The sequence below is a fragment of the Halosimplex rubrum genome (assembly GCF_013415885.1).
Lineage (GTDB): Archaea > Halobacteriota > Halobacteria > Halobacteriales > Haloarculaceae > Halosimplex > Halosimplex rubrum.
Genome location: NZ_CP058910.1, coordinates 1,684,493 through 1,706,614, shown reverse-complemented (window position 1 = coordinate 1,706,614; position 22,122 = coordinate 1,684,493). Strand labels below are relative to the sequence as shown.

General features: G+C 72.0%; 20 protein-coding genes. 4 read left to right on the top strand and 16 right to left on the bottom strand.

Annotation, left to right across the window (positions count from 1 at the left end; translation table 11 throughout):
* The first annotated feature begins 114 nt into the window (after positions 1-114).
* A complete protein-coding gene (locus HZS55_RS08365) occupies positions 115-1,686 on the top strand; it encodes a cryptochrome/photolyase family protein (RefSeq protein WP_179911234.1) in 1,572 nt (523 codons plus the stop codon).
* A gap of 343 nt (positions 1,687-2,029) precedes the next feature.
* Here HZS55_RS08365 and HZS55_RS08360 read toward each other — a convergent pair whose 3' ends face one another.
* The 9 genes from HZS55_RS08360 to HZS55_RS08320 form a co-directional block, all read right to left on the bottom strand.
* Positions 2,030-3,394 (bottom strand): hypothetical protein, encoded by a 1,365-nt coding sequence (locus HZS55_RS08360; protein WP_179911233.1) that lies wholly within the window; start codon positions 3,392-3,394, stop codon positions 2,030-2,032.
* 61 nt (positions 3,395-3,455) lie between these two features.
* The gene (locus HZS55_RS08355) at positions 3,456-4,340 is read right to left on the bottom strand and encodes a hypothetical protein (protein ID WP_179911232.1); all 885 of its coding nucleotides are present in this window, start codon (positions 4,338-4,340) and stop codon (positions 3,456-3,458) included.
* A 76-nt stretch (positions 4,341-4,416) separates the two neighbouring features.
* On the bottom strand, positions 4,417-5,646 hold the full coding sequence (locus HZS55_RS08350) for a carboxylate--amine ligase (protein WP_179911231.1): 1,230 nt from the start codon (positions 5,644-5,646) through the stop codon (positions 4,417-4,419).
* Positions 5,647-5,977: 331 nt separating this feature from the next.
* On the bottom strand, positions 5,978-6,481 hold the full coding sequence (locus HZS55_RS08345; protein WP_179911230.1) for a DUF7519 family protein: 504 nt from the start codon (positions 6,479-6,481) through the stop codon (positions 5,978-5,980).
* Positions 6,478-8,052: a DUF58 domain-containing protein gene (locus tag HZS55_RS08340; RefSeq protein ID WP_179911229.1), complete on the bottom strand. Its 1,575-nt coding sequence runs from the start codon at positions 8,050-8,052 to the stop codon at positions 6,478-6,480. Before HZS55_RS08340 ends, HZS55_RS08345 begins: the two co-directional genes overlap by 4 nt.
* A complete protein-coding gene (locus tag HZS55_RS08335; RefSeq protein WP_179911228.1) occupies positions 8,045-8,623 on the bottom strand; it encodes a DUF7269 family protein in 579 nt (192 codons plus the stop codon). The genes HZS55_RS08340 and HZS55_RS08335 overlap by 8 nt, the downstream gene beginning before the upstream one ends.
* Positions 8,620-9,636 carry a DUF4129 domain-containing protein gene (locus HZS55_RS08330; RefSeq protein ID WP_179911227.1) on the bottom strand — a complete coding sequence of 339 codons (1,017 nt, stop codon included), beginning with the start codon at positions 9,634-9,636 and terminating at the stop codon, positions 8,620-8,622. The genes HZS55_RS08335 and HZS55_RS08330 overlap by 4 nt, the downstream gene beginning before the upstream one ends.
* A gap of 196 nt (positions 9,637-9,832) precedes the next feature.
* Positions 9,833-10,681 carry an NAD(+) synthase gene (gene nadE, locus HZS55_RS08325; RefSeq protein ID WP_246308391.1) on the bottom strand — a complete coding sequence of 283 codons (849 nt, stop codon included), beginning with the start codon at positions 10,679-10,681 and terminating at the stop codon, positions 9,833-9,835.
* A 153-nt stretch (positions 10,682-10,834) separates the two neighbouring features.
* The gene (locus HZS55_RS08320) at positions 10,835-11,911 is read right to left on the bottom strand and encodes an FkbM family methyltransferase (protein ID WP_179911226.1); all 1,077 of its coding nucleotides are present in this window, start codon (positions 11,909-11,911) and stop codon (positions 10,835-10,837) included.
* Between the two features lie 215 nt (positions 11,912-12,126).
* On the opposite strand from HZS55_RS08320, the gene HZS55_RS08315 reads away from it, so the two are divergent.
* Entirely contained in the window at positions 12,127-13,437 is a 1,311-nt protein-coding gene (locus tag HZS55_RS08315) for a hypothetical protein (protein ID WP_179911225.1), read from the top strand.
* A gap of 78 nt (positions 13,438-13,515) precedes the next feature.
* Positions 13,516-14,556 (top strand): DHH family phosphoesterase, encoded by a 1,041-nt coding sequence (locus HZS55_RS08310; RefSeq protein ID WP_179911224.1) that lies wholly within the window; start codon positions 13,516-13,518, stop codon positions 14,554-14,556.
* A gap of 33 nt (positions 14,557-14,589) precedes the next feature.
* On the opposite strand, the gene HZS55_RS08305 is transcribed toward HZS55_RS08310, so the two are convergent.
* Positions 14,590-15,192, bottom strand: coding sequence for a sulfite oxidase-like oxidoreductase (locus HZS55_RS08305; protein ID WP_179911223.1), 603 nt, complete (start codon positions 15,190-15,192; stop codon positions 14,590-14,592).
* A 130-nt stretch (positions 15,193-15,322) separates the two neighbouring features.
* Between HZS55_RS08305 and HZS55_RS08300 the strand changes: the two genes are divergently transcribed.
* The gene (locus tag HZS55_RS08300) at positions 15,323-15,586 is read left to right on the top strand and encodes a tudor domain-containing protein (protein ID WP_179911222.1); all 264 of its coding nucleotides are present in this window, start codon (positions 15,323-15,325) and stop codon (positions 15,584-15,586) included.
* Between the two features lie 22 nt (positions 15,587-15,608).
* On the opposite strand, the gene HZS55_RS08295 is transcribed toward HZS55_RS08300, so the two are convergent.
* The 6 genes from HZS55_RS08295 to rfbB form a co-directional block, all read right to left on the bottom strand.
* Positions 15,609-15,977 (bottom strand): hypothetical protein, encoded by a 369-nt coding sequence (locus tag HZS55_RS08295; protein ID WP_179911221.1) that lies wholly within the window; start codon positions 15,975-15,977, stop codon positions 15,609-15,611.
* A gap of 54 nt (positions 15,978-16,031) precedes the next feature.
* Positions 16,032-17,081: a lysylphosphatidylglycerol synthase transmembrane domain-containing protein gene (locus HZS55_RS08290; RefSeq protein ID WP_179911220.1), complete on the bottom strand. Its 1,050-nt coding sequence runs from the start codon at positions 17,079-17,081 to the stop codon at positions 16,032-16,034.
* The gene (locus tag HZS55_RS08285; RefSeq protein WP_179911219.1) at positions 17,078-17,911 is read right to left on the bottom strand and encodes a class I SAM-dependent methyltransferase; all 834 of its coding nucleotides are present in this window, start codon (positions 17,909-17,911) and stop codon (positions 17,078-17,080) included. The genes HZS55_RS08290 and HZS55_RS08285 overlap by 4 nt, the downstream gene beginning before the upstream one ends.
* Positions 17,911-18,903, bottom strand: a complete 993-nt coding sequence (locus HZS55_RS08280; RefSeq protein ID WP_179911218.1) for a glycosyltransferase family 2 protein — start codon at positions 18,901-18,903, stop codon at positions 17,911-17,913. Before HZS55_RS08280 ends, HZS55_RS08285 begins: the two co-directional genes overlap by 1 nt.
* 296 nt (positions 18,904-19,199) lie before the next feature.
* A complete protein-coding gene (locus tag HZS55_RS08275; protein WP_179911217.1) occupies positions 19,200-21,032 on the bottom strand; it encodes a glycosyltransferase family 39 protein in 1,833 nt (610 codons plus the stop codon).
* Between the two features lie 150 nt (positions 21,033-21,182).
* Positions 21,183-22,109 (bottom strand): dTDP-glucose 4,6-dehydratase, encoded by a 927-nt coding sequence (gene rfbB, locus HZS55_RS08270; RefSeq protein WP_179911216.1) that lies wholly within the window; start codon positions 22,107-22,109, stop codon positions 21,183-21,185.
* Between the last annotated feature and the right edge of the window lie 13 nt (positions 22,110-22,122).

Below are 22,122 nucleotides of genomic sequence, written 5' to 3'. Positions count from 1 at the left end.
CGGCCGGGCGCGGACGCGGCGCGGACCGGACGCGTGGCGACCCCGGTCGAACTGTGTGGGTACCGCCTCTATTGTGCGAGTCCCGCTAGGTGAGATATCGGCCCCGTCTCCGCCATGACACAGCCACGCCCGGTCGTCGGAACCCCCGACGAGTACGACCTGACCGATCCGAACCGCGTCCCCTGGGTCCTCGGGACCCACCTCCACCCCGAGGTCGGACCGCTCGGCCGCGCGCCGCCGGGGTCGCGCGTCTGCATGATCGAGGCCCACGGGTTCGCCCGGCGCAAGCCCTTTCACCACCACAAGCTCACGCTCGTCTTCGCCGCGATGCGTCACTTCCGGGACGAACTCCGCGCGGCCGGCTACGAGGTCGAGTACGTCCGCGCCGAGACGTTCCGCGAGGGCCTCGCGACGTACTTCGAGCGACACCCCGACGACACGCTCGTCGCCATGCGCTCGCCGAGCCACCGCAGCGGCGGCCGCTTCGCCGACCTCGTCGACGCCGTCGGCGGCGACCTCGACCTCGTCGGCAACGAACTGTTCTGCTCCACCCGCGCGGCCTTCGACGAGTGGGCCGACGGCGAGACCGACGCCTTCCGTCACGAGAGCTTCTACCGGTGGATGCGCCGCGAGAGCGGCGTCCTGATGGCGGACGGCGGCCCGGTCGGCGGCGAGTGGAACCTCGACGCGGACAACCGGGCGGTCCCGCCCGACGACTGGGAGGCCCCGCCGGTGTACGAGCCTGAACGCGACGACCTGACCGCCGCGGTGAGCGAGTGGGTCGCCGCGGAGTTCGACACCTGGGGATCGACCGACGGCTTCGCCTGGCCGGTCACCCGCGAGGACGCGCTGGCCGCGCTCGACCACTTCGTCGCCGAACGGCTGCCCGAGTTCGGCCCGTACCAGGACGCGATGCGGGCCGACGACCCGGCGATGGCCCACGCGCTGCTCTCGCCGGCGGTCAACCTCGGGCTGCTCCACCCCTGGGAAGCGGTCACGGCCGTCGAAGACGCCTACGAGAGCCGGGCGGACGTGCCGCTCAACTCCGCCGAGGGCGCCGTCCGCCAGTTCCTCGGCTGGCGCGAGTTCGTGCGCCACGTCTACCGCCACGCGATGCCAGACCTGGCCGAAGCGAACCGACTGGGCGCCGACCGGGCTCTCCCCGACGCCTTCTGGAACGGCGAGACCGACATGGCCTGCGTCGGCGGCAGCGTCGCCGACGTGTACGAGCGGGGCTACGCCCACCACATCCAGCGGCTGATGGTCCTCTCGAACTTCGCGACGCTGTGGGGGGTCGACCCCGCCGAGTTGAACGAGTGGTTCCACGCGACCTACGTCGACGCCTACCACTGGGTGACCACGCCGAACGTCGTCGAGATGGGGGCCTACGGCAGCGGCGTCTTCGCCACCAAGCCGTACGTCGCCTCGGCCAACTACGTCGACCGGATGAGCGACTACTGCGGCGACTGCGCTTACGACCCCGACAGGACCACCGGCAAAGGCGCCTGCCCGCTCAACGCGCTGTACTGGGACTTCCTCGACCGCAACGAGGACGAGTTGCGGAGCAACCACCGGATGGGGTTCGTCTACGGCCACGTCGACGACAAGCGCGAGGACGGCGAACTCGACGAGATCTTCCAGCGCGTCAGCGAACTCCGGTCGATGGAGCGCGACGGAGACCTCTGAGACGCGGCCGCCTGCAAACGCCGGGCCGCCCCACCCGAACGGGCCTGGAGCGGATTCCCTCGCTGATCCGATGGTGTATTACTCTCGCGTCGTTCGTCGACTCCGAGCGGTAGTCGGCGTCGTCGAACGCTGGCGCTCGCCCTTCCGGATCGTCGTCCGACACCCGTCCACGACCACGGCCGCGTCTGTCCCCTGTGGGGTGGCCATCGGCGTCGACGACCTCATCAGCCCGGAACAGCCCGCTGTCGCGAGCGCTCCGGTGACGTCGAGAAAACATCGTCGAGCCCCTCCGGTCCGTCGGGGACGCCTGAGCTACCTCCCCGGGAACTCGTCGGGCCTCCGCTTAGCCACAGAACTCACACTCGGCGGTCACTGGGAGGTACCTCGCGATGTCCTTGGAAGCCAACGGGTACCTGTCTGTCAGGCCCATCTCGCCGGATATCGGGTACGGGAGATCGACGATGTCGTCACCGTCTTCGTCCGACTCGTCGTGCCCGCTGTAGTAGTTCCCGAGTTCCGCGGCTTCGAGATACGGGGCGGTCTTGTAGTCGAAATCGTTGCGAAGCGAGTCGACCCGGATATCGGCGCCGTCGAAGACGTTCGCGACGAACTCCGACGGCGCTCGCCCGTCGATGAAGTACTCTACAGCCCCGTCCGCGGTGAACTCGTTGGCGAAGAGGGATCGGCAGTTCGGGTCGCAAGATCCCTCGAACCGACAGTACCGCACGTCACCGTTGCCAGTGAACGACGCGACCTCGGTGGAGCCGTCCGGCTGCTGGAAGTGGCAGTTCGTGATCACGCCGGATTCGCGGGCGTTGATGACATCGACTGATACGCCAGTGAAGACCGTGTCGGACACCGTCTCCCCGCCCTGGAGACGCAGGCTAACGGGCTCGTCGAAGACGCACCGTTCCAGTGACTTGGCATCGAACAGCTTCGTTCCCGACTCGAACCGACAGTCGCTGACGCGCATACTTACCGGACTGGCCTCGCTCTCGAACAGACAGCCGCTGGCCTCCAGCAGTTCGGCGTTGACGGACTCGACGAACCGGGACCGGACGCCGTGGACGCCGTAGCTCCGGCTGCTCCGGGCGGCCTCGATCGAGGTTTCGACCAGGCAATCGTAGAACCGGAGAGACGTATTGAGCCCGGCGACGGCCGGCATCTCGGCCACCGTCAGACCGTGAAAGGAGAAGTCCGACCCGTTGACACCGTCTGCAGTGACGTTGACCGTCGTCTCCGACCGTCCGGCGCCGACGAACTGTATCTCTCCCCCGGACGTGATCTCGTAGGTCCCGGCCTTGAGTTCGATCACCTCACCGTCTTTGGCTATCCGCATCGCCTCGCTGAGCGATTCGTAGTCGCCGCTACCGTCCGCGGCGACGGTCCAATCCGGTTCCGGTTGCTCCGGGAGGTCCGGCCGTTGTCGGTCGAGTTCTTCCGCGACACCGATCGTGACCGACGGTTCCGGTGTCGCGGTCGCCGTCGGGGTATCGGTCTCCGTCGGGCCGGTCGTGGCCGGCTGTTCGGCCGCCGTGGGCGTCGCCGTCCCGGTCGACACCAGTTCCGGTACCTCCGTCGTCTCACCGGCGTCCGGCGGCGTCGCGGTCGTCTCCTCTAGTACGCCCGTACACCCTGCGAGCCCGAGAGCGCCCAGAACGCTACTCGCCCGGAGAAACTGTCTGCGACTCCGATCGTCGTCTGCCATTACATCACGACAGCCTAGCAATTACCTTGATAGTTGTGACACGCAACCGGCACGCAACCGGTCACACGTCCCCGAGCGGGACGTAGTGACGGTCCGCACCGGAGTACGGCCCGGTCGCCTGGTTCGTGAGGAGATACGTCCGGTCGCGGTCGACGCGGAAGGCGATGGTCCGGGTTATCTCCTCGCCGCCGTCGAGGCGCGGTCCGGAGGTCGTCGGCGACAGTTCCAGCCCCGGCGCCCGGTACGGACCGCCTTCGCGGATATCGTCCGTGCCCTCGTGCATCTGGTAGCTTCGCTCGTCGTCGGCGCTGACCGCCAGGAGGGTGCTCTCCCGGAGGGGGACGTGTTCGTCACCGACGTTCTCGATACGGACCGTGACGACGAGATACACCTCCTCCGGGGAGCCCACCACTACCGCCTCGGGGCGGTCCAGCGAGTACGTCCTGTTGACGCCCTGAACGGTGACCGCGAGGTCGGTGTCGTCCTCGTCGACGACGAACCGCTCGCCCACGTCGTGGACCTTCGTGTCCGTGCCGAGCGTCTCGTCGGTCTCCAGCGCGAGCGCGGCCGTTCCGCCCGCACCGACCGCGGCCAGCAGGACGACCCCGACGACCGCTCCGCGACCGAGTTCGCGGCCCGTCCGACTCGTCACCTGCCGGCGGACAGGGGGAAGCGCGAACAGCCCACCGACGGCGGCGACCGCTCCAGCGAGCGGGACCAGATGAACGATCACGAGCGCGAACAGGAACAGAAGTACACCGGCGGTCCACGACACGGCCCACGACGGCGAGATGTCGATCTCGACCCGGCGGTTGACCGGCGGGAGCACGTACAACCCGACCAGCAGGACGACGACACCGACCGGCGGCGCGCCGACCAGGAACACGAGCCCCAGCAGCGTCAGCAGAACACCCGTCACCCACGCCAAGACCGCTCTGCCGTTCATACCAACTTTCTGACTATCTTCCGGTAAAAACGCTTCGGTCATCCCAGTGACACCGGAATCGCACCGACGGGTCGCCTCAGCCCTTGACCTGCAGTCTCGGGACGGCGGGCAGCTCGGCGAGGAGCGTCGAGCAGTCCTGGAGGAACGGGCCGGGGTCGTCGAGCGAGAGGTAGTCGAACCGCGGGTGGCGGTAGGTGGAGACGGCGATGTCCCGGAGCGTCTCGGCGTAGCCCGGCCGCTCGACGTGCGGGGAGTCGAACCGGAACAGGCTCAGCGCGTGCAGGAACTCGCCTTTCAGCCAGTGACAGCCGACGCCCAGGTCGTAGGAGGGGTCGATCTCGTCGGCCCGGCCGGTGGCCTGCTGCCAGTAGTACCGGGGGAAGTCCGCCCCCATCGCGACGGTCGAGGCCAGCGACTGCCACATGCGCGGGTTGATCTCCGCGAGGACGAACTCCCCGGTGTCCTCGTCGCGGAGGTACTCCAGACAGGCCAACCCGTTCCACTCGAGGTGGTCGAGCAGATCCGTCGCCACCGCTTCGAGTTCGGGGATCGAGACGGACTCGCGGTAGGCGCCGCCCGAGCCGGTGTAGCGGGTGCCCCGGACCTGGCGGTGCTGGAACACGGCGAGCGGGTCGCCCGAGTCGTACAGCGCGGCGACCATGTACTCCTCGCCGCCCGGGACGAACTCCTGGACGATCGGCTCCACCCGATGGCGCTCGTACAGCGAGTCGAGGTCCGGTCGGACGCCGGTCTCGAAGTGCTCGATCAGGTCCGAGGTCGCGCTCTCCCCGGGGCCCAGCGAGTCGTCGTAGCTGGCCGTGAGCAGGTTGTATCGGGACTTGGCGAGCAGGTCCCGCGACCAGTCCTCGACGTCGGCCGGCCGCCGGGTGTCGGGGACGGGGACCCCGGCCGACTCGGCGGCCTCGGCCAGCAACAGCCTGTCGTGGACGCGTTCGAGCGCCGACATGTCGGGCACCGGCAGCGAGACGTGGGGCTCGAACGACGACCGGTAGCGAGAGAGGACGTACGCGTCGACCTCCCGGACGGGGACGATGGTCCGAACGTCGTCCCGGGCCGCCACGTCGAGCAAGTCGTCCCTGTAGGCGAGCAGGTCCGCGTGGGGGTCGGCCGTCCCGACGACTTCGTCACAGTACTTCGACGCGAAGGCCTGCGCGGTGGCCATCTCCGACACGACGACCGTGTGGATGCCGTGCGGAGCGAGCGAGCGGAGCGTGGCGACCGTGCTCGGGACGTCCGTGACCGGCACCGCGACTGCGGGCCCGTCGGACGTGCTGCCTTCGACCATACCCGGATCCCACGCGGTGACGGCTCGTAGTAATCGGCTCTGAAACGCTCGGTACCGGTACGTTTCGTTCTCACAGGCTCGGGGTACCGCTGGATCCCGGGCGCGATCGGAGCGGACCGCGCCGACGTGTTCGCCGGCGACCGCCGGTCGGGACCGGCGGGTTCGGCGGCCCGAGCGCGCGACCGCGAGGGGTAACCCGATCGTATCGCTCGGTTGCACACGGCTATAGTAGAATTTGAAAGACATCGCTCGGATGACCGCACGCAGTCGTGCGGTCGACCGAGCAAACGCTTTCAAATTCTACTATAACACCAGCCGTCGGGTCGGCGCCTCACCGGTTCAGCGCGACGACGAGCAGCGTCGCGGCGATCAGGAGGACGAACAGCGTGGTGACGGGCTGGCGGGTGGGGCCGACCTCGAAGAGGACGAGACCGAGGACGGCGGTGACGAGGCCGACGACGGCGCCGGCCATCGCGTGGAGGTTCTCGGCGCGGACGGTGTCGGCCTCGGCGCCCAGTTGCCGGCCCAGCGAGACGGCGTTGGTGCCGGCGTCCCAGGCGACGACCGCCGCGACCGTCCCGAGCAGGACCGCGACCGGGGGCGCCTCCGACAGCGCCGCGGCGGCGACCCCGAGGAACGCGACCAGTCCGCCCGCGTCGACGGCGCGATGGTTCGCCGTCCGGACGCCCGCGAGCAACACGACCGCCCCGAGCGCCGCCACCGCCGCGCCGGCGCCGCCGCCGGTCAGCGCCATCGCCGTCGCCGTCGCGCCCGCGATCCCGGAGACGACCAGCGAGTGGCGACCCGGCCGGCGGGTGACCTCCGTCCCGCTCACCCGGACCACCGCCTGCGCGCGCGTTCGAGCGCCTCGGCCAGCCGCTCGTCGCCGTCCCAGTCGACAACGCGCACGTCGCTGCCCCGGAGGTCGTTCAGCCGGTTCGACCGCTCGACGGCCGCCAGCCGCCGCCCCGGCGTGTCCCGCATCGTCGGGTCTGGGCTGAGGACGGTGACGGCGTGGCCCCGCACCTGCAGCGAGCGGGCGATCACCGCGCTCGTCTCGTCGGGCATCGGCGAGACGAACACCACCTGCGCGTCGTCGTCGAGCCGCTGGGCCAGCCGGCGCAGCTGGAGCCGGACGTACACCCGTCCGTCCGGCGGCGTCGGCGACAGCGCCGGATGAGTCGACAGCAGCTCCCGGGCGCGGGCGCGGTGGGTCGGCCCCGCGCCCGGCGACAGCCAGACCGTCTCGGCCGCGAACGCGGCGATCCCGACGCGGTCGCCGGTGCCGAGCAGCGAGTTGAACACGCGGCGGGCCGCGTCGATGCCGCGGTCGACCGCGTGGGGGCCGTCGTCGCCGGCCTGGAGGTACGCCTCCTCGCGCAGGTCGAGGACGACCACCACCGTCGCCATGCGCTCCTCGCGGAACTCCATGGTCGTCAGCGTCCCGTCGCGGGCGAACGTGTTCCAGTCGATCCGCGAGAGGGCGTCGCCGTGCTGGTACTCCCGGAGCGACGCGAACTCGGTGCCCTCGCCCGACGAATCGGTCGAGACCCGGCCCGTGTACGGCGAGGTGAGCCCGCGCAGCGGGACCGCCTCCGTCGCGTCGACCGGTGCCAGACAGGTGATCGCCGCCGGCTCGGTCTCGGCGTCGAGTTCCCGCTCGCGGCTGCCGCTGGCGTTGCGGGCGATCACCGTCAGCCCCTCGAAGCGGTAGGCGCCCCGCCGCGCGAGGACGGTGTAGGAGAAGGTCATGCGGGCGCCCGGACGGAGCGCGGTCGCCGCCCGCGCCGGCCCCGCGGTGACCGCCAGCGCCTCGGGCACCTGCTCGACGACCCGCAGGTCCGGCAGCGCCGCCTCGCCGACGTTCTCGACGACGACCGTCACCTCGACCGTGTCGCCCGGCTCCGGGTCCTCCGCCGAGAGCCGCCGCTCGACGGCGAGGTCGGGCTCGGGCGCCTCCGTCGTGTTCGCGTAGGCGAGGTAGCCGACGCCGACGACGGCCGCGAGCATGAGCGCCCGCGAGCGCAACAGCGCCCCCAGCCCCGCCGACAGGAAGACCAGCGTCGCGAACCCCACCCAGTGGTTGGTCGAGCGGAGCCGCGACGAGCGGACCGTCACCGCCACCGGCCCCCCGGTGTCGGCCCCGCCCGCCGACCCATCTGCTACGTCCCCTTCGTCGGCCCTCCCCGCCTCGGTCGTCTCGCCGTCCCGCTCGTTCGCACCGGCCGACGCCGGTTCGGTCCCGTCCCCGCCACCGGGGTCGACTGACGGCTCGTCCGCCGCGCCGGTCTCGTCGGCCTCGTCGTCCTCGTCGACCACCGTTCGGCCGCCGTCCGGTCGCTCGGGCTCCGAGCCCCGGGTATCCGACCGCTCGGAACCCGGCCGTGCGGGATCGTCCTCACTCATCGTCGGCCTCCCGGCGCACCTCGCTCTCCAGCAGCCGCTCGACGGCGTCGATCGCCCGGACGGCGCGGCGCTTGAACGGCGACTCGCGGTCGAACAGCTCGCGCAGGCGGTCGGTCGTCGGCGCCTCGGGCACTCGGCCCGTGAAGAAGGCCGCCGCGAACGGGTCGTCGGTCCAGCTCCCCTCGTCGAGCGCTCGCTCGGCCGCCTCGGCCGACCCCCGCTCGCGGCGCCGGATCGTCGCCGCGGCCACGTCACGGATCTCGTCGTTGATGCGGTGGCGCTCGGCCTCGTTGAACCGCGTCAGCCGCAGCCGGCCGAGCCGCCGGTCGAGGTCGTCGCCCGGCGTCGGCAGGTCGACCGCCAGCTCCGCGTCCGGCGTCTCCGCGTAGTCGAGTTCCGTGTGGCGCCGGCGCTGGACCTGCGCTACCGCGCCCAGGACGAGGACCAGCCCGACGACCAGAACGAACGTCTCGCCGGTCGGCAGCGGCGTCGTGATCTGTGGGACGGCGAGGGCCGCGAGCCCGACGACGCCCAACAACACCCCCAGCGTCGCGGTGACGCTCCGGCTCATCGGTCGTCCACCGCCCCCTCACCGTCGCCGGCGGTGTCGGCGTCCGCGTCGGCGTAGGTCGCCTCGATCCGCCGCAGCGTCTCGACGGCCGCACGCTCGCGCTCGGCGGTCGGCTCCTCGCCGCCGTAGCGCACTTCCTCGAAGACCTCGGTGAGCCGGGCCACGTCCGCCGGGTCCATCCCCGCGTCCGTCGCGGCGGTCGCGAACTCCGCGGGCGTGCTCGACTCGGGCCGGTCGACCGCGAGGTGGTCGGTCATCGCCGCCCACGCGCGGTAGACCTCGTTCTCGAAGCCGTCGCTCTCCTCGATGCGATCTGCCGCCCGCCCCGCGGCCGCGCCGACCGCCCGCACGTCCGCGGACGGCTCGAGGTCGGGGTCGTCCTCGTCGCTGCCCCGTTCGTGCTCCTCGCGCTGGTCGTGGTTGCCGGTCAACACCAGCGCGGCGACGGCGACCAGCGTCGCGACGACGAGCACGAGCAGCGCGGCCGTCGAGAACGACGGCGGCGCGACGGTCGCCTCACCGCCGAGCAACCCGCCGCCCTCCTGGGCCGGCCGCCCGCCGTCGGCGAACGACAGCAGTCCCGGGTCCGTCCGGCAGGTCGTCAGGAGGAGATAGAGGAAGAAACCGGGATAGCCGACGACGAAGACGGCGGCCAACCCCGTCGCCGCGTCGTCGAGCCGGCGACCGAGCGCGAACACGCCGACGACGCCGGACAGCAACAGCAGCTGGACGAGCGGCTGTTTGAGCCACGACTGGCAGAACTGGAACGGCGACCCCTCCGCGAAGTCGAAGTCGAGGTCGAGCGGCGAGTCCCGGGGGCTCGCGCTGTCGCCGGTCGACTCCTCGGCCGGCGTGCGCTCGCCGCCCAGCTGGTCGTCCACACCGGCGTAGCCCGCGCCGGCCGACGGGTCCGGGTTCGTCGTCGTGTCCAGCGTCGCCGCCGCGAACGCGATCACCGCGACGCACAGGACCGCGAGGGCGACCGTCCGCGGGCTCAGGCGTGACGGATCCACACCCCTTCTAGCGGGTAGCCGCCCTTAGGGGTACCGCAGGGGGGGGGACCCGACGTGAAGTCGGCCCCAGCCGACGAGCAGTGCCGTCGACGAGCGGTGCCGTCGGCGAACGGTCCCAGCCGACGAGCAGTGCCGTCGGCGAACGGTCCCACCCGACGAGCGGTGCCGTCGACGACGGTCCGCGCCGGGCCCGCTCTCAGCGGTTCGTCGAGGGTTTGGGCGGCATGTGTCGCTTGTGTCGCGTCGCCGCGCACCACTCTTTCAGCCGGGCCACGACCGAGCGGTCGATCCCCAGGCGGTCGGCCACCGCCCGCGGCTCCCGGCCCTCGTCGACGTGGAGTCGCAGCGCCCGGTCGACCGTCTCGGCGTCGACGTCGAGCCTGTTCGCGTCGGTCGCGCCGCCCGCCGGCGCGCGGCCGTCGCCGTCGAGCATGTCGACGGGGAGGTCCATCGCCGCGGCGAGCGCGCGGACCTCCGTCCCGTAGAGGTCGCCGAACAGCAAGCAGTCGACGCCCGTCTCGCCGTACTTCGTCGCCGACCCGAGCAGCCGGTCCGTGCGGTCGACCGGCCCGACCACCAGCGCCTCCCGGCGGTTGGCGAAGTAGTAGGCCGTCGCCGTCCGGAACCGCTCGACGGCGTTGTCCGTCGCCACGAGGTCGTCGGCCGGGCCGCCGGCCTCGCCGACCGTCTCCTGAAAGGCCGCGACGACCGGCTGCAGCTGCAGCCGCCGGTGGTCGATCCCCAGCATCTCCGCGACCGTCTCGGCGGTCCGCGCGGTCGCCTCGTCGGTCAGCCCCGCGGGCATGGCGAGCCCGATCACGTCCTCGGCGCCGACCGCGTCGACGGCCAGCGCCGCCGCCGTCGCGGTGGCGACCCCGCCGTCCAGCGGGACGACCAGCCCCTCGGCGTCGGCGTCGGTCGTCAGATCGACGAGGAACTCCGGCAACAGCTCCTGCAGCCGCCTGAGCGCGACGGTCGTCGTCGCCAGTCCGGTCTCGTCCCGAGGCAGGTCCAGCACTCGCGGGTGCCGGGCCGCGTCACTCACGGCGTACCACCGCCCCGGTCCGTCGGTTCGCGTCGGTCGCGTGGCGTCGTTCGGTCACGTCCGATCCGGGCGACCGACCGCCCTTAGCGGTTGTCTATATACCTATTAGGGGTCTGCCTTAGTCCTGACACACCTAATACGCCGGGACGGCGTTCAACCCGCCCGGAGGACGACCTCGGTCGTGAAGTCGACCGACCGCAGCTCGTCGAGGCTGTCGACGTCGAGTTCCCGCTCGGTGTAGCTCGCCTTCTCCGACCGGAGGACGCCGGTGCGGCCGTCGGCGACGAAGACGGGCTCGAAGCCGGCCGCCTCGAGCGTCGAGAGGAACGCGTCGTACTCGCCGGTCTCCCGCAGATACCAGGGGTGGATCTCCAGGAACAGGAGGCCGAGGTCGCCCCGGTCGAGCAGGTCGGCCATCCCGCGGACCACCTCGTACTCGTAGCCCTGTACGTCCATCCGGACCGCGTCGACGGAGTCGAGCGGCACCGCCCGGTCGCGGAGCAGGTCGTCGAGGCGCCACACCGGGACCTCGATCTCGTCGACGAAGTGGTCCATCCCCATGGTGTCGCCGACGGTCCCCCAGTTGCTGTGCGTGGAGACGTGCATCGTCGTCCGCGTCGTCGACGACCCGACGGCACAGCGGTGACACGACACCGACTCCTCGAACCCGTTGAGCGCGACGTTCCCTTCGAGGAGCGCGGCGTTGCTCGGGAGCGGTTCGACGGCGATCACCTCCCCCTCGCCCCCTTCCCGTTTCTCGTCGTTCCCGTCCCCCTCCACGTGCTCGTCCTCGTTCCCGTTCCCGCCCACGTACCGACTCAGCGCCGGGTACTGGAGCGCGAAGTACCCGATGTTGGCGCCCGCGTCGACCACCGTCAGCGGGCCGCGTTCGCTCTCCAGCCGGGTCAGCTCCCGCCGGTAGGCCTCAGTGGCGAGTGGTTCCCTGACGCCGTCGCGCAGCAGTTCGCGCGAGAGCCCCTCGTCGAGAGCGTCCACCCGCATCCGGAAGTCCAGCACGTCGAGTTCGGGGTAGCGGTCGCCTTCGTTGGCCCGGACGTAGGACTCGAACCGGTCGGTACCGCCGAGCAGGTCGGCGACGTACAGCGACGCCAGGCGGTACCGCGAGAGCGCGGCCAGCCCGCGAGCCACCCGAAGCCGCGACCTGACGTACGGGAGGGCCGCACGCGGATTCGCTAGCGCCGTTCGGAGCTTCGAGACCACCCGCTGCATCTGTGGTCGTGACGACCGGGCAGATACGTATGAGTATATAGCACTTACGCGCAGTATGGAGCGCTTCTCCTCGGCGAGGACGGGTAGACGCGGGCGGGTAGCGCCGAATTTACTACCTCGTCGCATCGCCCATAGGTCACGACGAACATGCACGCGAATCAGTGGGTGAGACGACTCCGTCGCGCGAGCGGCGAGCCGGGCGGGTGGGACCGCCGATGACCGTCGTCGTCGGTGAACCGACCGTCGACGGGTCGACCGTCGAGTGCGAGGTCACGCCGTCGCGCGACCTCAGGCGCTTTTTCACCGGCGACACGGTCCGGGTCGACTACGACGCCGATATCTCGGACGTGCCGCCCGCGATCGCGTCGATCCCGGCGCTGGCCCACGTCGCGCCGGTCGCCTGGGCCAACGGCGACGACGTGGCGGCGCCGGCGGTCGACCGGGCGTTCCTCGACGCGCTCGGGGAGGTCGGCGAGGCGCTGGCGCGGATGTACCCCGAGTTCGTCGACCCCGGGGAACTGCGGGCGGACGAGGTCGGCCGGACGGCCGACGGCCGCCCGGCCGACGCCGTCGACGACAGCGGCCTGCTGTTCACCGGCGGGGTCGACTCCGTCGCCAGCTACGTCCGCCACCGCGAGGCGGAGCCGACGCTGATCGGCGTCCAGGGGTGGGTCGTCGGCCCGGACGAGGACGACCGCTGGCGCGGGTTCCGCGAGCACGTCGAACCGTTCGCCGACCGGCGCGGGCTCGACTGTCGCTACGTCCGGTCGAACGCCCTCTCGGTGCTGGACACCCCGATGCTGCAGGCCCACTACAAGCGCTACGTGGACGGCGCCTGGTACAGCTCCGTCGGCCACGGGCTGGGGCTGCTCGGGCTGTGCGCGCCGCTGGCCCACGCGCTCGGCCTCGGGACGGTCCACATCGCGGCCAGCCACACAGCGGGATTCGACGAGCCGTGGGGCTCGCACCCTGCGATCGACGACCGGGTGCGCTGGGGACACAGCCGCGGGAACCACGACGGGTTCGAGCTCACCCGCCAGAAGAAGATAGAGCGCATCGCCGCGTACGTCGAGGAGACCGGCGAGCGGTTCCCGCTGCGGACGTGCATCCACGACGACGCCGGCGGCAACTGCAACGACTGCGAGAAGTGCTACCGAACGATCGTCGGGCTCGTCCTCGCGGGACTCGACCCGAACGAGTTCGGCTACGAGGCCGACCGGCGGACGCTCGACGAGATCCGCGCGGCCTTCGAGCGGACGGCGTTCGTGATGGACGAGCACACTCGCTTCCACTGGGAGGACATCCAGGCCCACGTCGACCTCGACCGGTCGTTCCCCGTCGACGGCGCGACCGATTTCTTCCGGTGGCTCGACGGCGTCGACATGGCCGCGGTCGCCAGCGAGGCCACCCCGGCGCGCCGCGAGCGGCTGGCTCGGGCCGTCGCGCGGAACCTCCCGTATCCCGTCTACGCGTCGCTGTACCCGGTCTACGACGCCCTGTCGAAGATCTCGACCGCCGGCTCGTGAGCGCTCCCGGAACGACGGCGTGTGCCGGCCGGGGCGTTTTGCCGACCGGGCGTCTAGACGGCCCGTCCGAGCCACACGATGAGTCAGTCATCGCCGACCGCACGTCCGGCCCGAGCGCTTCGCGACCTCCTGAGAGAGGGCGAAGCCGTCACCATCGTCTGTCACAACAACCCCGACCCCGACTGCCTGGCGAGCGCGCTCGCGCTCGGCCGGATCGCCGCGGCGGCCGGCGTCGAGGAGTGGCGGATCACCTACAGCGGGGAGATTTCCCACCAGCAGAACCGCGCGTTCGTCACCCTGCTCGACATCGACCTGGAGCGGTTCGACCCCGCGATGGCCCGCGACCGCCCATCGGGATCGCTGCTCGCGTTCGTCGACCACTCGGTCCCCGGCCGGAACAACCGTGTCCCCGAGGAGACGCCCGTCGACATCGTCGTCGACCACCACCCGGCCGAAGAAGTCGACGCCCGCTTCGTCGACCACCGCGAGGAGATCGGCGCGACCGCCACCATCTTCACCGAGTACGTCCGGGACCTCGACGCCGAGCTCGACGAGGACCTCGCGACGGCGCTGTTGTTCGCCATCCGCCGGGAGACCCTGGAGTTCCTCCGCGGGACGACCCGCGCCGAGTACGAGGCCGCCGGCTACCTCCACGAACGGGCCGACATCGACCTGCTCCGCCAGCTGGCCAGCCCGTCGGTCACCGGTGCCACGCTCGACGCCATCGCCACCGCCATCGAACACCGACGGACCCGCGGCTCCGTGCTCATCTCCAACGTCGGCCGGACCACCGAGCGCGACGCCCTCCCGCAGGCCGCCGACTACCTCCAGACGCTGGAAGGCGTCGAAACCGCCATCGTCTTCGGCATCGTCGGCCGGTCGATCCACCTCAGCGGGCGGACGGTCGACCCGCGCATCCACCTCGGCGACGCCCTCGACGACGCCTTCGGCGACGTGGGCACCGCCGGCGGCCACCAGGACATGGCCGGCGGCGAGGTCTCGCTCGGCGTCTTCGCCGACTACACCGCCGACGACGAGAGACTGGTCGACATCGTCGAATCGGTCGTCAGCGACCGCCTCGTCGCCGAACTCCGGCTCTCGGAGGAGTCGTCGGGATGACGGCACCGCCCGCCGGGTCCCGACGGGACCCGCTCACATCGTCGTGTAGCGGTCCTCGGCCCACGGATTCGCGGTGTTCGAGTAGCCGCGTTTCTCCCAGTAGCCCCGCTGGGGCTCGGTGAGGAAGGTGACGCCGTCGACCCACTTGGCGCCCTTGTAGGCGTACTTGTGCGGGGTGACCACCCGCAGGGGGCCGCCGTGGTCGGAGGGTAGCGGGTCGCCGTCGAACTCGCGGACGAACAGCACCTCCCGGCGCATGCACTCCTCGAGGGGGAGGTTCGTCGAGTAGCCGTCCATCGCGCCGAACATGACGTGGACGGCGTCGTCGTCGACGCCGGCGCGCTCGGCAATCTCGGGGAAAGGGACGCCGACGAACTCGTTGTCGAAGCGGCTCCACCCCGTCACGCAGTGGAAGTCCTGCCGTTGAGTGTCGGTGGGCAGCTCGCGGAACTCCGCCCAGGAGTAGGTCAGCTCCTCGTCGACGGCGCCGCGGACGGTGAACGCCCAGTCGTCGGGGTCGAACTCCGGGGTGTGGTCGAGCGAGAGGACGGGGAACCGCTCGGTCTCCCGCTGGCCCGGCGGGAGCCGCTCGCCGTCGAACTCCTCGTGGATGTCGGTCACGTCTCTGACGCCCATGGACGCCCTTGGGCGGGGCCGCCCCTAAACGGCCGGTCTGAGAGTGCCGCCGCTCGCTGCCGGCCCGGCCGCCTGCGCCGGCCGGCCGACGATTTATCGCCCCGCCGCCGGTAGGGCCCGGCGACCACCGATGCCCGTCATCAGACTCGAAGCCGACTCGCCCGAGCGCACGCAGATCGGCGAGGGGCTCGTGAAGTTCGCCGTCCAGGCCGGCCGCCTGGAGACCGGCCGCCCCGAGGGGCGGTACTTCCTCCGCCACGACGACGGCTGCGCCGTCGACGGCCGACGGATCGCCCCCGGCGACCCGTTCGCCTTCGACACCGAATCCGGCGAGATCCGCTGTCTCGACCACGTCGACGAGGGCGCCGCGGCCGCCCGCGCCGAACGCGAGTGACGAGCGAGCGCGACCACCCCGCTCACTCGACGGCCGTCAGAACCGCCTCGAACGCGTCCAGCGCCCGCTCGACGTCGCCGGGAGACTCGACGAACGCGAGCGTCCGGGGCGGCCTCGTCGCTTTCGGCCGGACCCGCAGGTCGGCGTCGGCGCCCGCCCTCGCCGCGCGCTCCTGTGCCGCGGTGAACTCGACGCGGACGCGCTCGGGTGCGACGAACACCTCCGCGAGCGCCGTTCCGTCGGCCGCGATCGCGTAGGCGAAGGCCCCGTCCGGCGTCGGGGCGACTCGCCTCGTCCGGTCGACGACGCGAAACGCGCCGGTCGCCTCGCGGTCGAGCGCGTCCGCGAGGCGCTCGGCGAGGCCCCGGCCGCGGCTGTCGTGGTCGGTCACACCGGTCGATGGGTCGCCACCGGCAAAGGTCGACCGCCGCGGGGAGGCGGCGACTCAGTCGCCGGTCCCCGCGGACGGCCCCGCGGCGAGGTCGCCGAAGTCGACCCGGAGCGAGGGGTACCAGCCGACGAGCGCCGGGAGGTACGAGCCGAGGAGGCGGTCGAGGAACACCACCGGGACGACGGCCGCGGCCGGCGCCCCCAGCGCGGTGAACACCGCCGTCGCGGTCGCCTCGGTGACGCCGACGCTCCCGGGCGTCAGCGGCAACAGCGTCACGCTGTAGGCCGCGACGAGGTACAGCGGCAGCGCCACCAGCGGCTCGAACCCGACGCCGAGGCTCCGGAACAGCAGCCAGACGCGCAGGCCGGGTACCGCGAGCACCGTCACGACGAACCCGACCGCGTAGGGGCCCAGCGCCGCCGGCGCGCCGAGCAGGTCGCGGAACGTCGCCGACGACGACTCGGTGAACGCCGGGAGCGACCCCGACAGCGCCGCGAGGCGGTCGCCGACGACCGGGACGCGCCGCCCCGCGCCCGCGAGCAGGCCGGCGACGCGGTCGACGCTCCGCATGTGCGCGCCGGCGAGCAACACCAGCCCGCCGGCGGCGACGTACAGCCCCGTCGAGAGCAGGAGGACGAGCGCCAGCGCCGACGGCACCCGCCCGAACGCGAGGGCGACGCCGACGAGCGCCGTGGCGCCGTACAGCACCGCGTAGAGCCCGGTGTGGACGCCCGAGACCGCGACGGCGTCGGCGTAACCCATCCCCGTGCGCTCGCGGACGACGAACGGTGCGACCGCACGTCCCGACAGCCGCGAGGGCAACAGCTGGTTGACGAACAGCACGACCAGTCCCGTCCCCGCCGCGTCGCGGTAGCCGGTCGGCTCGACCCGGTCGAGCAACACCTGCCACATGTACAGCGACGTGGCCAGCCCGACGGTGCTCACCGCGACCAGCGCCGCCGCCGTCCCGAGCGAGACGCCCCCTACCAGCGCGAGCGCGCGCGCCCAGTCGACCTGTGTGACCACCCACGCCAGCGCGAGCGCGCCGAGGAGGTACTGCGCGCCGGTGACGGCCCGGGCTCGATACCGCGAGTCGGCCGTCACCGCTCGCCTCCGTCCGCCGCGGGGTCGAAGCCGAGCCTCTTCAGGACGGCCAGCCCGCTGCAGGACGGCCGCTGTTCGAGGACGAACCCGTCGCGGACCGTCGCGAACGATTCGGTCTCGTCGAGCGAGCACTCGAAGTGCTCCTCCAGCGCCCGGATCACGCCGCGGTCGGCGCGCCGGGAGAGCCCGACCGTGCCGTCCTCGCGGCGGTAGACCCGCCGCATGTTCGTGTCGTGGAACAGGACGACCGCGTCGTCGGCGAGGTGGGGGAACCAGGCGTCGATCTCCGCGACGGTGTGTTCGAACTCGTGGCTCGTGTCGACGAACAGCACGTCGACGGCCGGGTCGACCTCGCGGCCCGCACACCACTCCTCGAACGCCTCGGCGAACGCGACGTCGTCGGACCGCACGAACTCCCAGCGCTCGTAGTCGGTGTCGTAGGTCGTCCCCTCGACGTCGACGCTGACCAGGTCCGCGCCCGTCAGGCGGGCGACCCGCTCGAAGACGAACGTCGACTCGCCGCCCCGCACCCCGAGTTCGACGACGGTGTCGGGGTCGGCCGCCAGCGCCTCGACGAACAGCCGTTCGAGGTGGTCGCTGGTGTCGGTGTTCCGGCGGGCGCGTCGCTGGACCGCCCGCAGTTCCGGCAGGTCCGTCGGCGGCTCGTACCCCTCCGAACCCGCGATCCGGTTGTACCGGTCGACCCCCTCGTGGACCAGTTCGAGCGCGCCGCTCGCCCGGAGCGAGCGCCGCAGGAGGTCGCCGCGATCGACCGCGCTCCCGGGCGCGAGCGACAACGGCAGGAATCCGGCGGTGTCGTCGGAGTCCATCAGCGCGCCTCCGTGAACGTCGGGTCGGCCGGCGTCGGTCGGTCCTCGCGGCGCCGAACCGTGGTCGCCTCGACGAACGCCTCCGCCGAGCGGGGGTAGGCGGCGAAGTAGACGTTCAGCGGCTGGGTGACGAGGCTCGCGGCCGCCAGGGCGACCGTCGCGCGCGGGACGGAGTTGTTGCTGTGGGCCGCCATCCGGGCGCCGATCGTCCGGACCAGCGCGGCGAAGTTCGCGACCGACGGGGCGTAGATGTCGCCCTTGTCCGGGTGGATCGAGTGGGTGTCGAGCACCGCCCGCATCGGGACGCCGCTGTCGGCCAGCCGCAGCGAGAGGTCCACGTCCTCGCCGCGGGTCGGCATCGACGGGTCGAACACCTCCCCGTCGAGTTCCTCGCGGTAGATCCGCCGCGGCACGACCGTCCCGTCGCCGGGGACGTAGTTCACCGCCGCCGTCCCCGACAGCGAGTCGACGACGTAGGGCACCGTGAACCGGTACCGCGAGAGCAGGCGCACGTAGGTCCCCCGCGGGTCGACGCGGTAGTTGCGCCGCGCGGTGGTCCACACCGCCTCCGGCGTCACCCGGTCGGCCAGCGTCGACAGGTAGTCCACGGGGAACTGCGTGTCGTGGTTGTACGTGCAGACGTACCGCCCGCGGCTCTCGCGGATACCGCGGTTGATCCCGCGGCTGAACCCGCGGTTGCGGTCGTTCTCGAAGACGCGGACCGGCTCGTCCGGGTACGCCCCCCGGACCCGCTCGGGCGTGCCGTCGTCGCTGCCGTTGTCGACGACGACGACCTCGTAGTCCTCGAAGTCCTGCCGGCAGACCGAGTCGATCGCCGCCACGATGGCGTCGCCCGGGTTCCAGGTCAGAAAGACCAGCGAGAAGGCGGGCCGCGACTCGGCGTCCGCGCTCGCTCGCGGGTCGTCGCCGCGCTCGCGGACCCGCTCGCCCCCCGCTCGCCGCTCCGAACCGCTCGACGTGTCGCCGGTCATCCAAACCACTCCCTCCCGCACGTCGACCGCCCGTCGGGGCGGCCCCAGTGGCATGCGACTGCCCGATTCGATGCCGTGCCGGACCCGTCCCGGCGGGAGACGAGCGGTGACATACGGAGCACTCACCCGAACGGTCGACCGGTACGAGCATAACGAATCATCTTGCACACACAAGCCCGCCACGAAAGGCGTCGAACGCGTCGATATCGGCCGACCTCTCGATCGCGGTCCGCCGCCACCGGCTCGCCGCGGCGGGCGGCGGAGGGTCGGGGTCACCTGACCCCGCCGCGGTCGGGTCATGACGCCTCCGAGGGCGTGCATCGGCCGTTGCGTTCGAGGATCACGGTGTACTGGTCAACCCCCATGTCCTGGGGGTCGCCGTACTGGAGCGTCCGCGGGACGAGCCCGACTTCGACGAGTTCGGGGAGTCCGGCCGACCGCGACCGGCCGTCGAGGAAGGCCGGCCGGGAGCCGAACGTCGCCGCGACGCGGTAGGGGTAGGTGTCCTCGGCGAGCAGGTCACGGACGTACTGCCGGCGGCGCTCGCCCCCCAGGCGGCGGGCCCGCTCGCTCCAGTCGTCGGGCGCCAGCACGAGCACGCTCTCGTAGTAGTGCAACTGCACGTAGTCGGGACAGCGGGTCTCCAGCCCGAGCAGCCACGGGCCGCCGCCTGGGTTCGCGCCGCCGGGCGTGGCGTTCCGGTTGGACGGGCGGTAGACGGTCACGTCGTGCGGGACGGCGGTCTCCTGCGGGTCGTTCGGGTACGTCTCGACGGTGGCGTTCGCGCCGGCTTCGGCCCGCAGCCAGTCGGTCGCCCCGTCGCGCGGCTGGGCGGCGTAGCCGAGGACGCCCGCGCCCGCGTACAGCCCGCTCGTCACCAGCAGGACGGCGATCAGCGGGCGGGCGAGCCCCGGCCGCGACTCGCGCAGGCGCACCAGCGCCGCGGCGACCAGCACCGCCAGCAGCGGGAACGTCGGCAGGAGGTGGTGGACGCGGACGTACGCCCAGTTGCTGTAGAGCCGGCCGTACGCGGCGAGGCCGACCAGCGCCAGCGCGACGGCGTCGGCCTCGGTCGAGCGGTCGAACAGCCGCGGGAGACTCGCCGCGAGCGCGCCGACCGAGGCGACGAACAGCGGGAGCCCCAGCCCGCCGAGATAGCTCCGCAGGAACCACCACCACGTCGGCTCGACCCGCCAGCCGTGCGGGTCGGTCTTGCCGCTCGCGCCCCGCTGGATGCGGGCGACCAGCGGGTCCAGCCCGTCGGCGATCACGGTCGGGAAGCCGACGAAGATGGCCGCGGCGCCGAGCGCGGCGCCCGCCGCGAGCATCCGGGGGCGGACCAGCGCCGCCCGCCAGTCGTCGCCGGCGTTGCCGACCCGCAACAGGAAGGCGACGGCGATCAGAGCGACGACGACCGCCGTCGTGAGCTTCAGCGCGATGGCGACGCCGCCGGCGAGACACGCCGCGAGGAAGAGTCCGGCGTCGCCCGTCTCGGCGTAGCGCAGCGACCAGTAGACGACCAGCAGGACGAAAAACAGCGCCGGCACGTCCTCGCCGACCTCGTGGGCGAGCACCAGGACCCCCCACGTCAGCGAGCACAGCAGGGCGGCCAGCCGCCCGGTCGCCCGGTCGCGCATCGTCGTCCCGATCCGGTAGGTGACGTAGACACAGCCGACCGCGAGCGCGACGACGACGAGGCGCCCGAGGACGATGCTCCAGGTCCAGATCCACCGCGGCGTGCGCTGCCAGTGGGCCCACAGGTCGACCGACGCGTGCTCGGGCATGGCGACGAACGCCTCGATCCGCCCGGTGAGGAAGGCGGCGACGAACACCGGCACCAGCGCCAGCCCGAACAGGTAGAACGTCGCGCCGAACGTCCGGCCCTCGCTCAGGCCGTCGAGAGCGGATTCGATACTCGGGTCGGCCGCGACCGTCCCGACGAACGACATCGGGTCGACCAGCCGCCAGCGCTCGTCCCGCGTCGCGAAGTTCGGGACCCGATGCCAGAACCAGAATCCGGACAGCAGCGCCGCCAACCCGAGGATGTACGGCAGGTACGGGTCCGACTCGAAGTCCGCGCGGAGACAGCGCCGCGCCCGCCCGACCAGCCCGCCCGCTATCGGCCGCATGCCACCCCGCGCCGGCCCCGCCGGAACCGGCCGTTCGGTCGGCTCGCCGGGCTCGCAGTCCGCCGGTCGACCGCCCGTTTCGACGGTAAGTCCCGGTTACCCGGCTCGCTCCGGGGCGGGCGACTCGGCGAGCGGCCGGTGCGGCGGCGCTCACTCATCGAGGTAGAACTCGGTCGTGCGTTCGAGGCCCGCTTCGAAGTCGTACTCCGGTTCCCAGCCGAGCCCCCGGATCTTCCCCGTCTCCAGCGCGTAGCGCTGGTCGTGACCCGGCCGGTCGTCGACGAACTCGATCAGGTCCCGCGAGGCGCCCACGGCGTCGAGGACCGCCTCGGTGACCTCGAGGTTCGTGCGCTCCTCGCCGCTGGCGACGTTGTACACCTCGCCGGGCTCGCCGTCGGCCAGCGCGCGGTCGAGCGCCCGGCAGTTGTCGGTCACGTAGGTCCACTCGCGGACGTTCGAGCCGTCGCCGTACAGCGGGAGCGGCTCCCCGCGAGCGGCGCGCGTGAGGAACTTCGGGATCAGCTTCTCGGGGTGCTGGCGCGGCCCGAAGACGTTCGACGAGCGGGTGACGACGACCGGCACGCCGTGGGTGGCCCGGTAGCTCAGCGCGAGGTGGTCGGCGCCGGCCTTGGTCGCCGCGTAGGGGTTGCGCGGGTCGAGCGGGTCCGTCTCCGCGAACCGGCCGTCGACGGTCTCGCCGTACACCTCGTCGGTCGACACCTGGAGGAACCGGTCGAGGTCGGTCGCGCGGGCGGCGTCCAGCAGAGCGCGCGTCCCGTCGACGTTCGTCGAGACGAACGGCGCCGCGCCGTCGATGGACCGGTCGACGTGCGATTCGGCCGCGAAGTGGACGACCGCGTCGGCGTCGGCCACGAGGTCGGTCACGAGGCCCTCGTCGCGCACGTCGCCCTCGACGAACTCGTGGCGGTCGTGGTCGCGGACGCCCGCGAGGTTGTCGGCCGACCCCGCGTAGGTCAGCGCGTCGAGCGTCACCACCTCGTCGCCGGTCCGGGCGAGGCGGTGACGGACGTAGTTCGAGCCGATGAAGCCGGCGCCACCGGTGACGAGCGTTCGCATCTGCCTGCAGGGT

Coding starts and splice junctions, on each gene's coding strand:
- HZS55_RS08285 (WP_179911219.1), bottom strand. CDS start 17,911: ATGGACTCCGACGACACCGCCGGATTCCTGCCGTTGTCGCTCGCGCCC.
- HZS55_RS08275 (WP_179911217.1), bottom strand. CDS start 21,032: ATGCGGCCGATAGCGGGCGGGCTGGTCGGGCGGGCGCGGCGCTGTCTC.
- HZS55_RS08355 (WP_179911232.1), bottom strand. CDS start 4,340: ATGAACGGCAGAGCGGTCTTGGCGTGGGTGACGGGTGTTCTGCTGACG.
- HZS55_RS08305 (WP_179911223.1), bottom strand. CDS start 15,192: ATGGGCGTCAGAGACGTGACCGACATCCACGAGGAGTTCGACGGCGAG.
- HZS55_RS08340 (WP_179911229.1), bottom strand. CDS start 8,052: ATGAGTGAGGACGATCCCGCACGGCCGGGTTCCGAGCGGTCGGATACC.
- HZS55_RS08365 (WP_179911234.1), top strand. CDS start 115: ATGACACAGCCACGCCCGGTCGTCGGAACCCCCGACGAGTACGACCTG.
- HZS55_RS08360 (WP_179911233.1), bottom strand. CDS start 3,394: ATGGCAGACGACGATCGGAGTCGCAGACAGTTTCTCCGGGCGAGTAGC.
- rfbB (WP_179911216.1), bottom strand. CDS start 22,109: ATGCGAACGCTCGTCACCGGTGGCGCCGGCTTCATCGGCTCGAACTAC.
- HZS55_RS08320 (WP_179911226.1), bottom strand. CDS start 11,911: ATGCAGCGGGTGGTCTCGAAGCTCCGAACGGCGCTAGCGAATCCGCGT.
- HZS55_RS08315 (WP_179911225.1), top strand. CDS start 12,127: ATGACCGTCGTCGTCGGTGAACCGACCGTCGACGGGTCGACCGTCGAG.
- HZS55_RS08280 (WP_179911218.1), bottom strand. CDS start 18,903: ATGACCGGCGACACGTCGAGCGGTTCGGAGCGGCGAGCGGGGGGCGAG.
- HZS55_RS08300 (WP_179911222.1), top strand. CDS start 15,323: ATGCCCGTCATCAGACTCGAAGCCGACTCGCCCGAGCGCACGCAGATC.
- HZS55_RS08350 (WP_179911231.1), bottom strand. CDS start 5,646: ATGGTCGAAGGCAGCACGTCCGACGGGCCCGCAGTCGCGGTGCCGGTC.
- HZS55_RS08335 (WP_179911228.1), bottom strand. CDS start 8,623: ATGAGCCGGAGCGTCACCGCGACGCTGGGGGTGTTGTTGGGCGTCGTC.
- HZS55_RS08310 (WP_179911224.1), top strand. CDS start 13,516: ATGAGTCAGTCATCGCCGACCGCACGTCCGGCCCGAGCGCTTCGCGAC.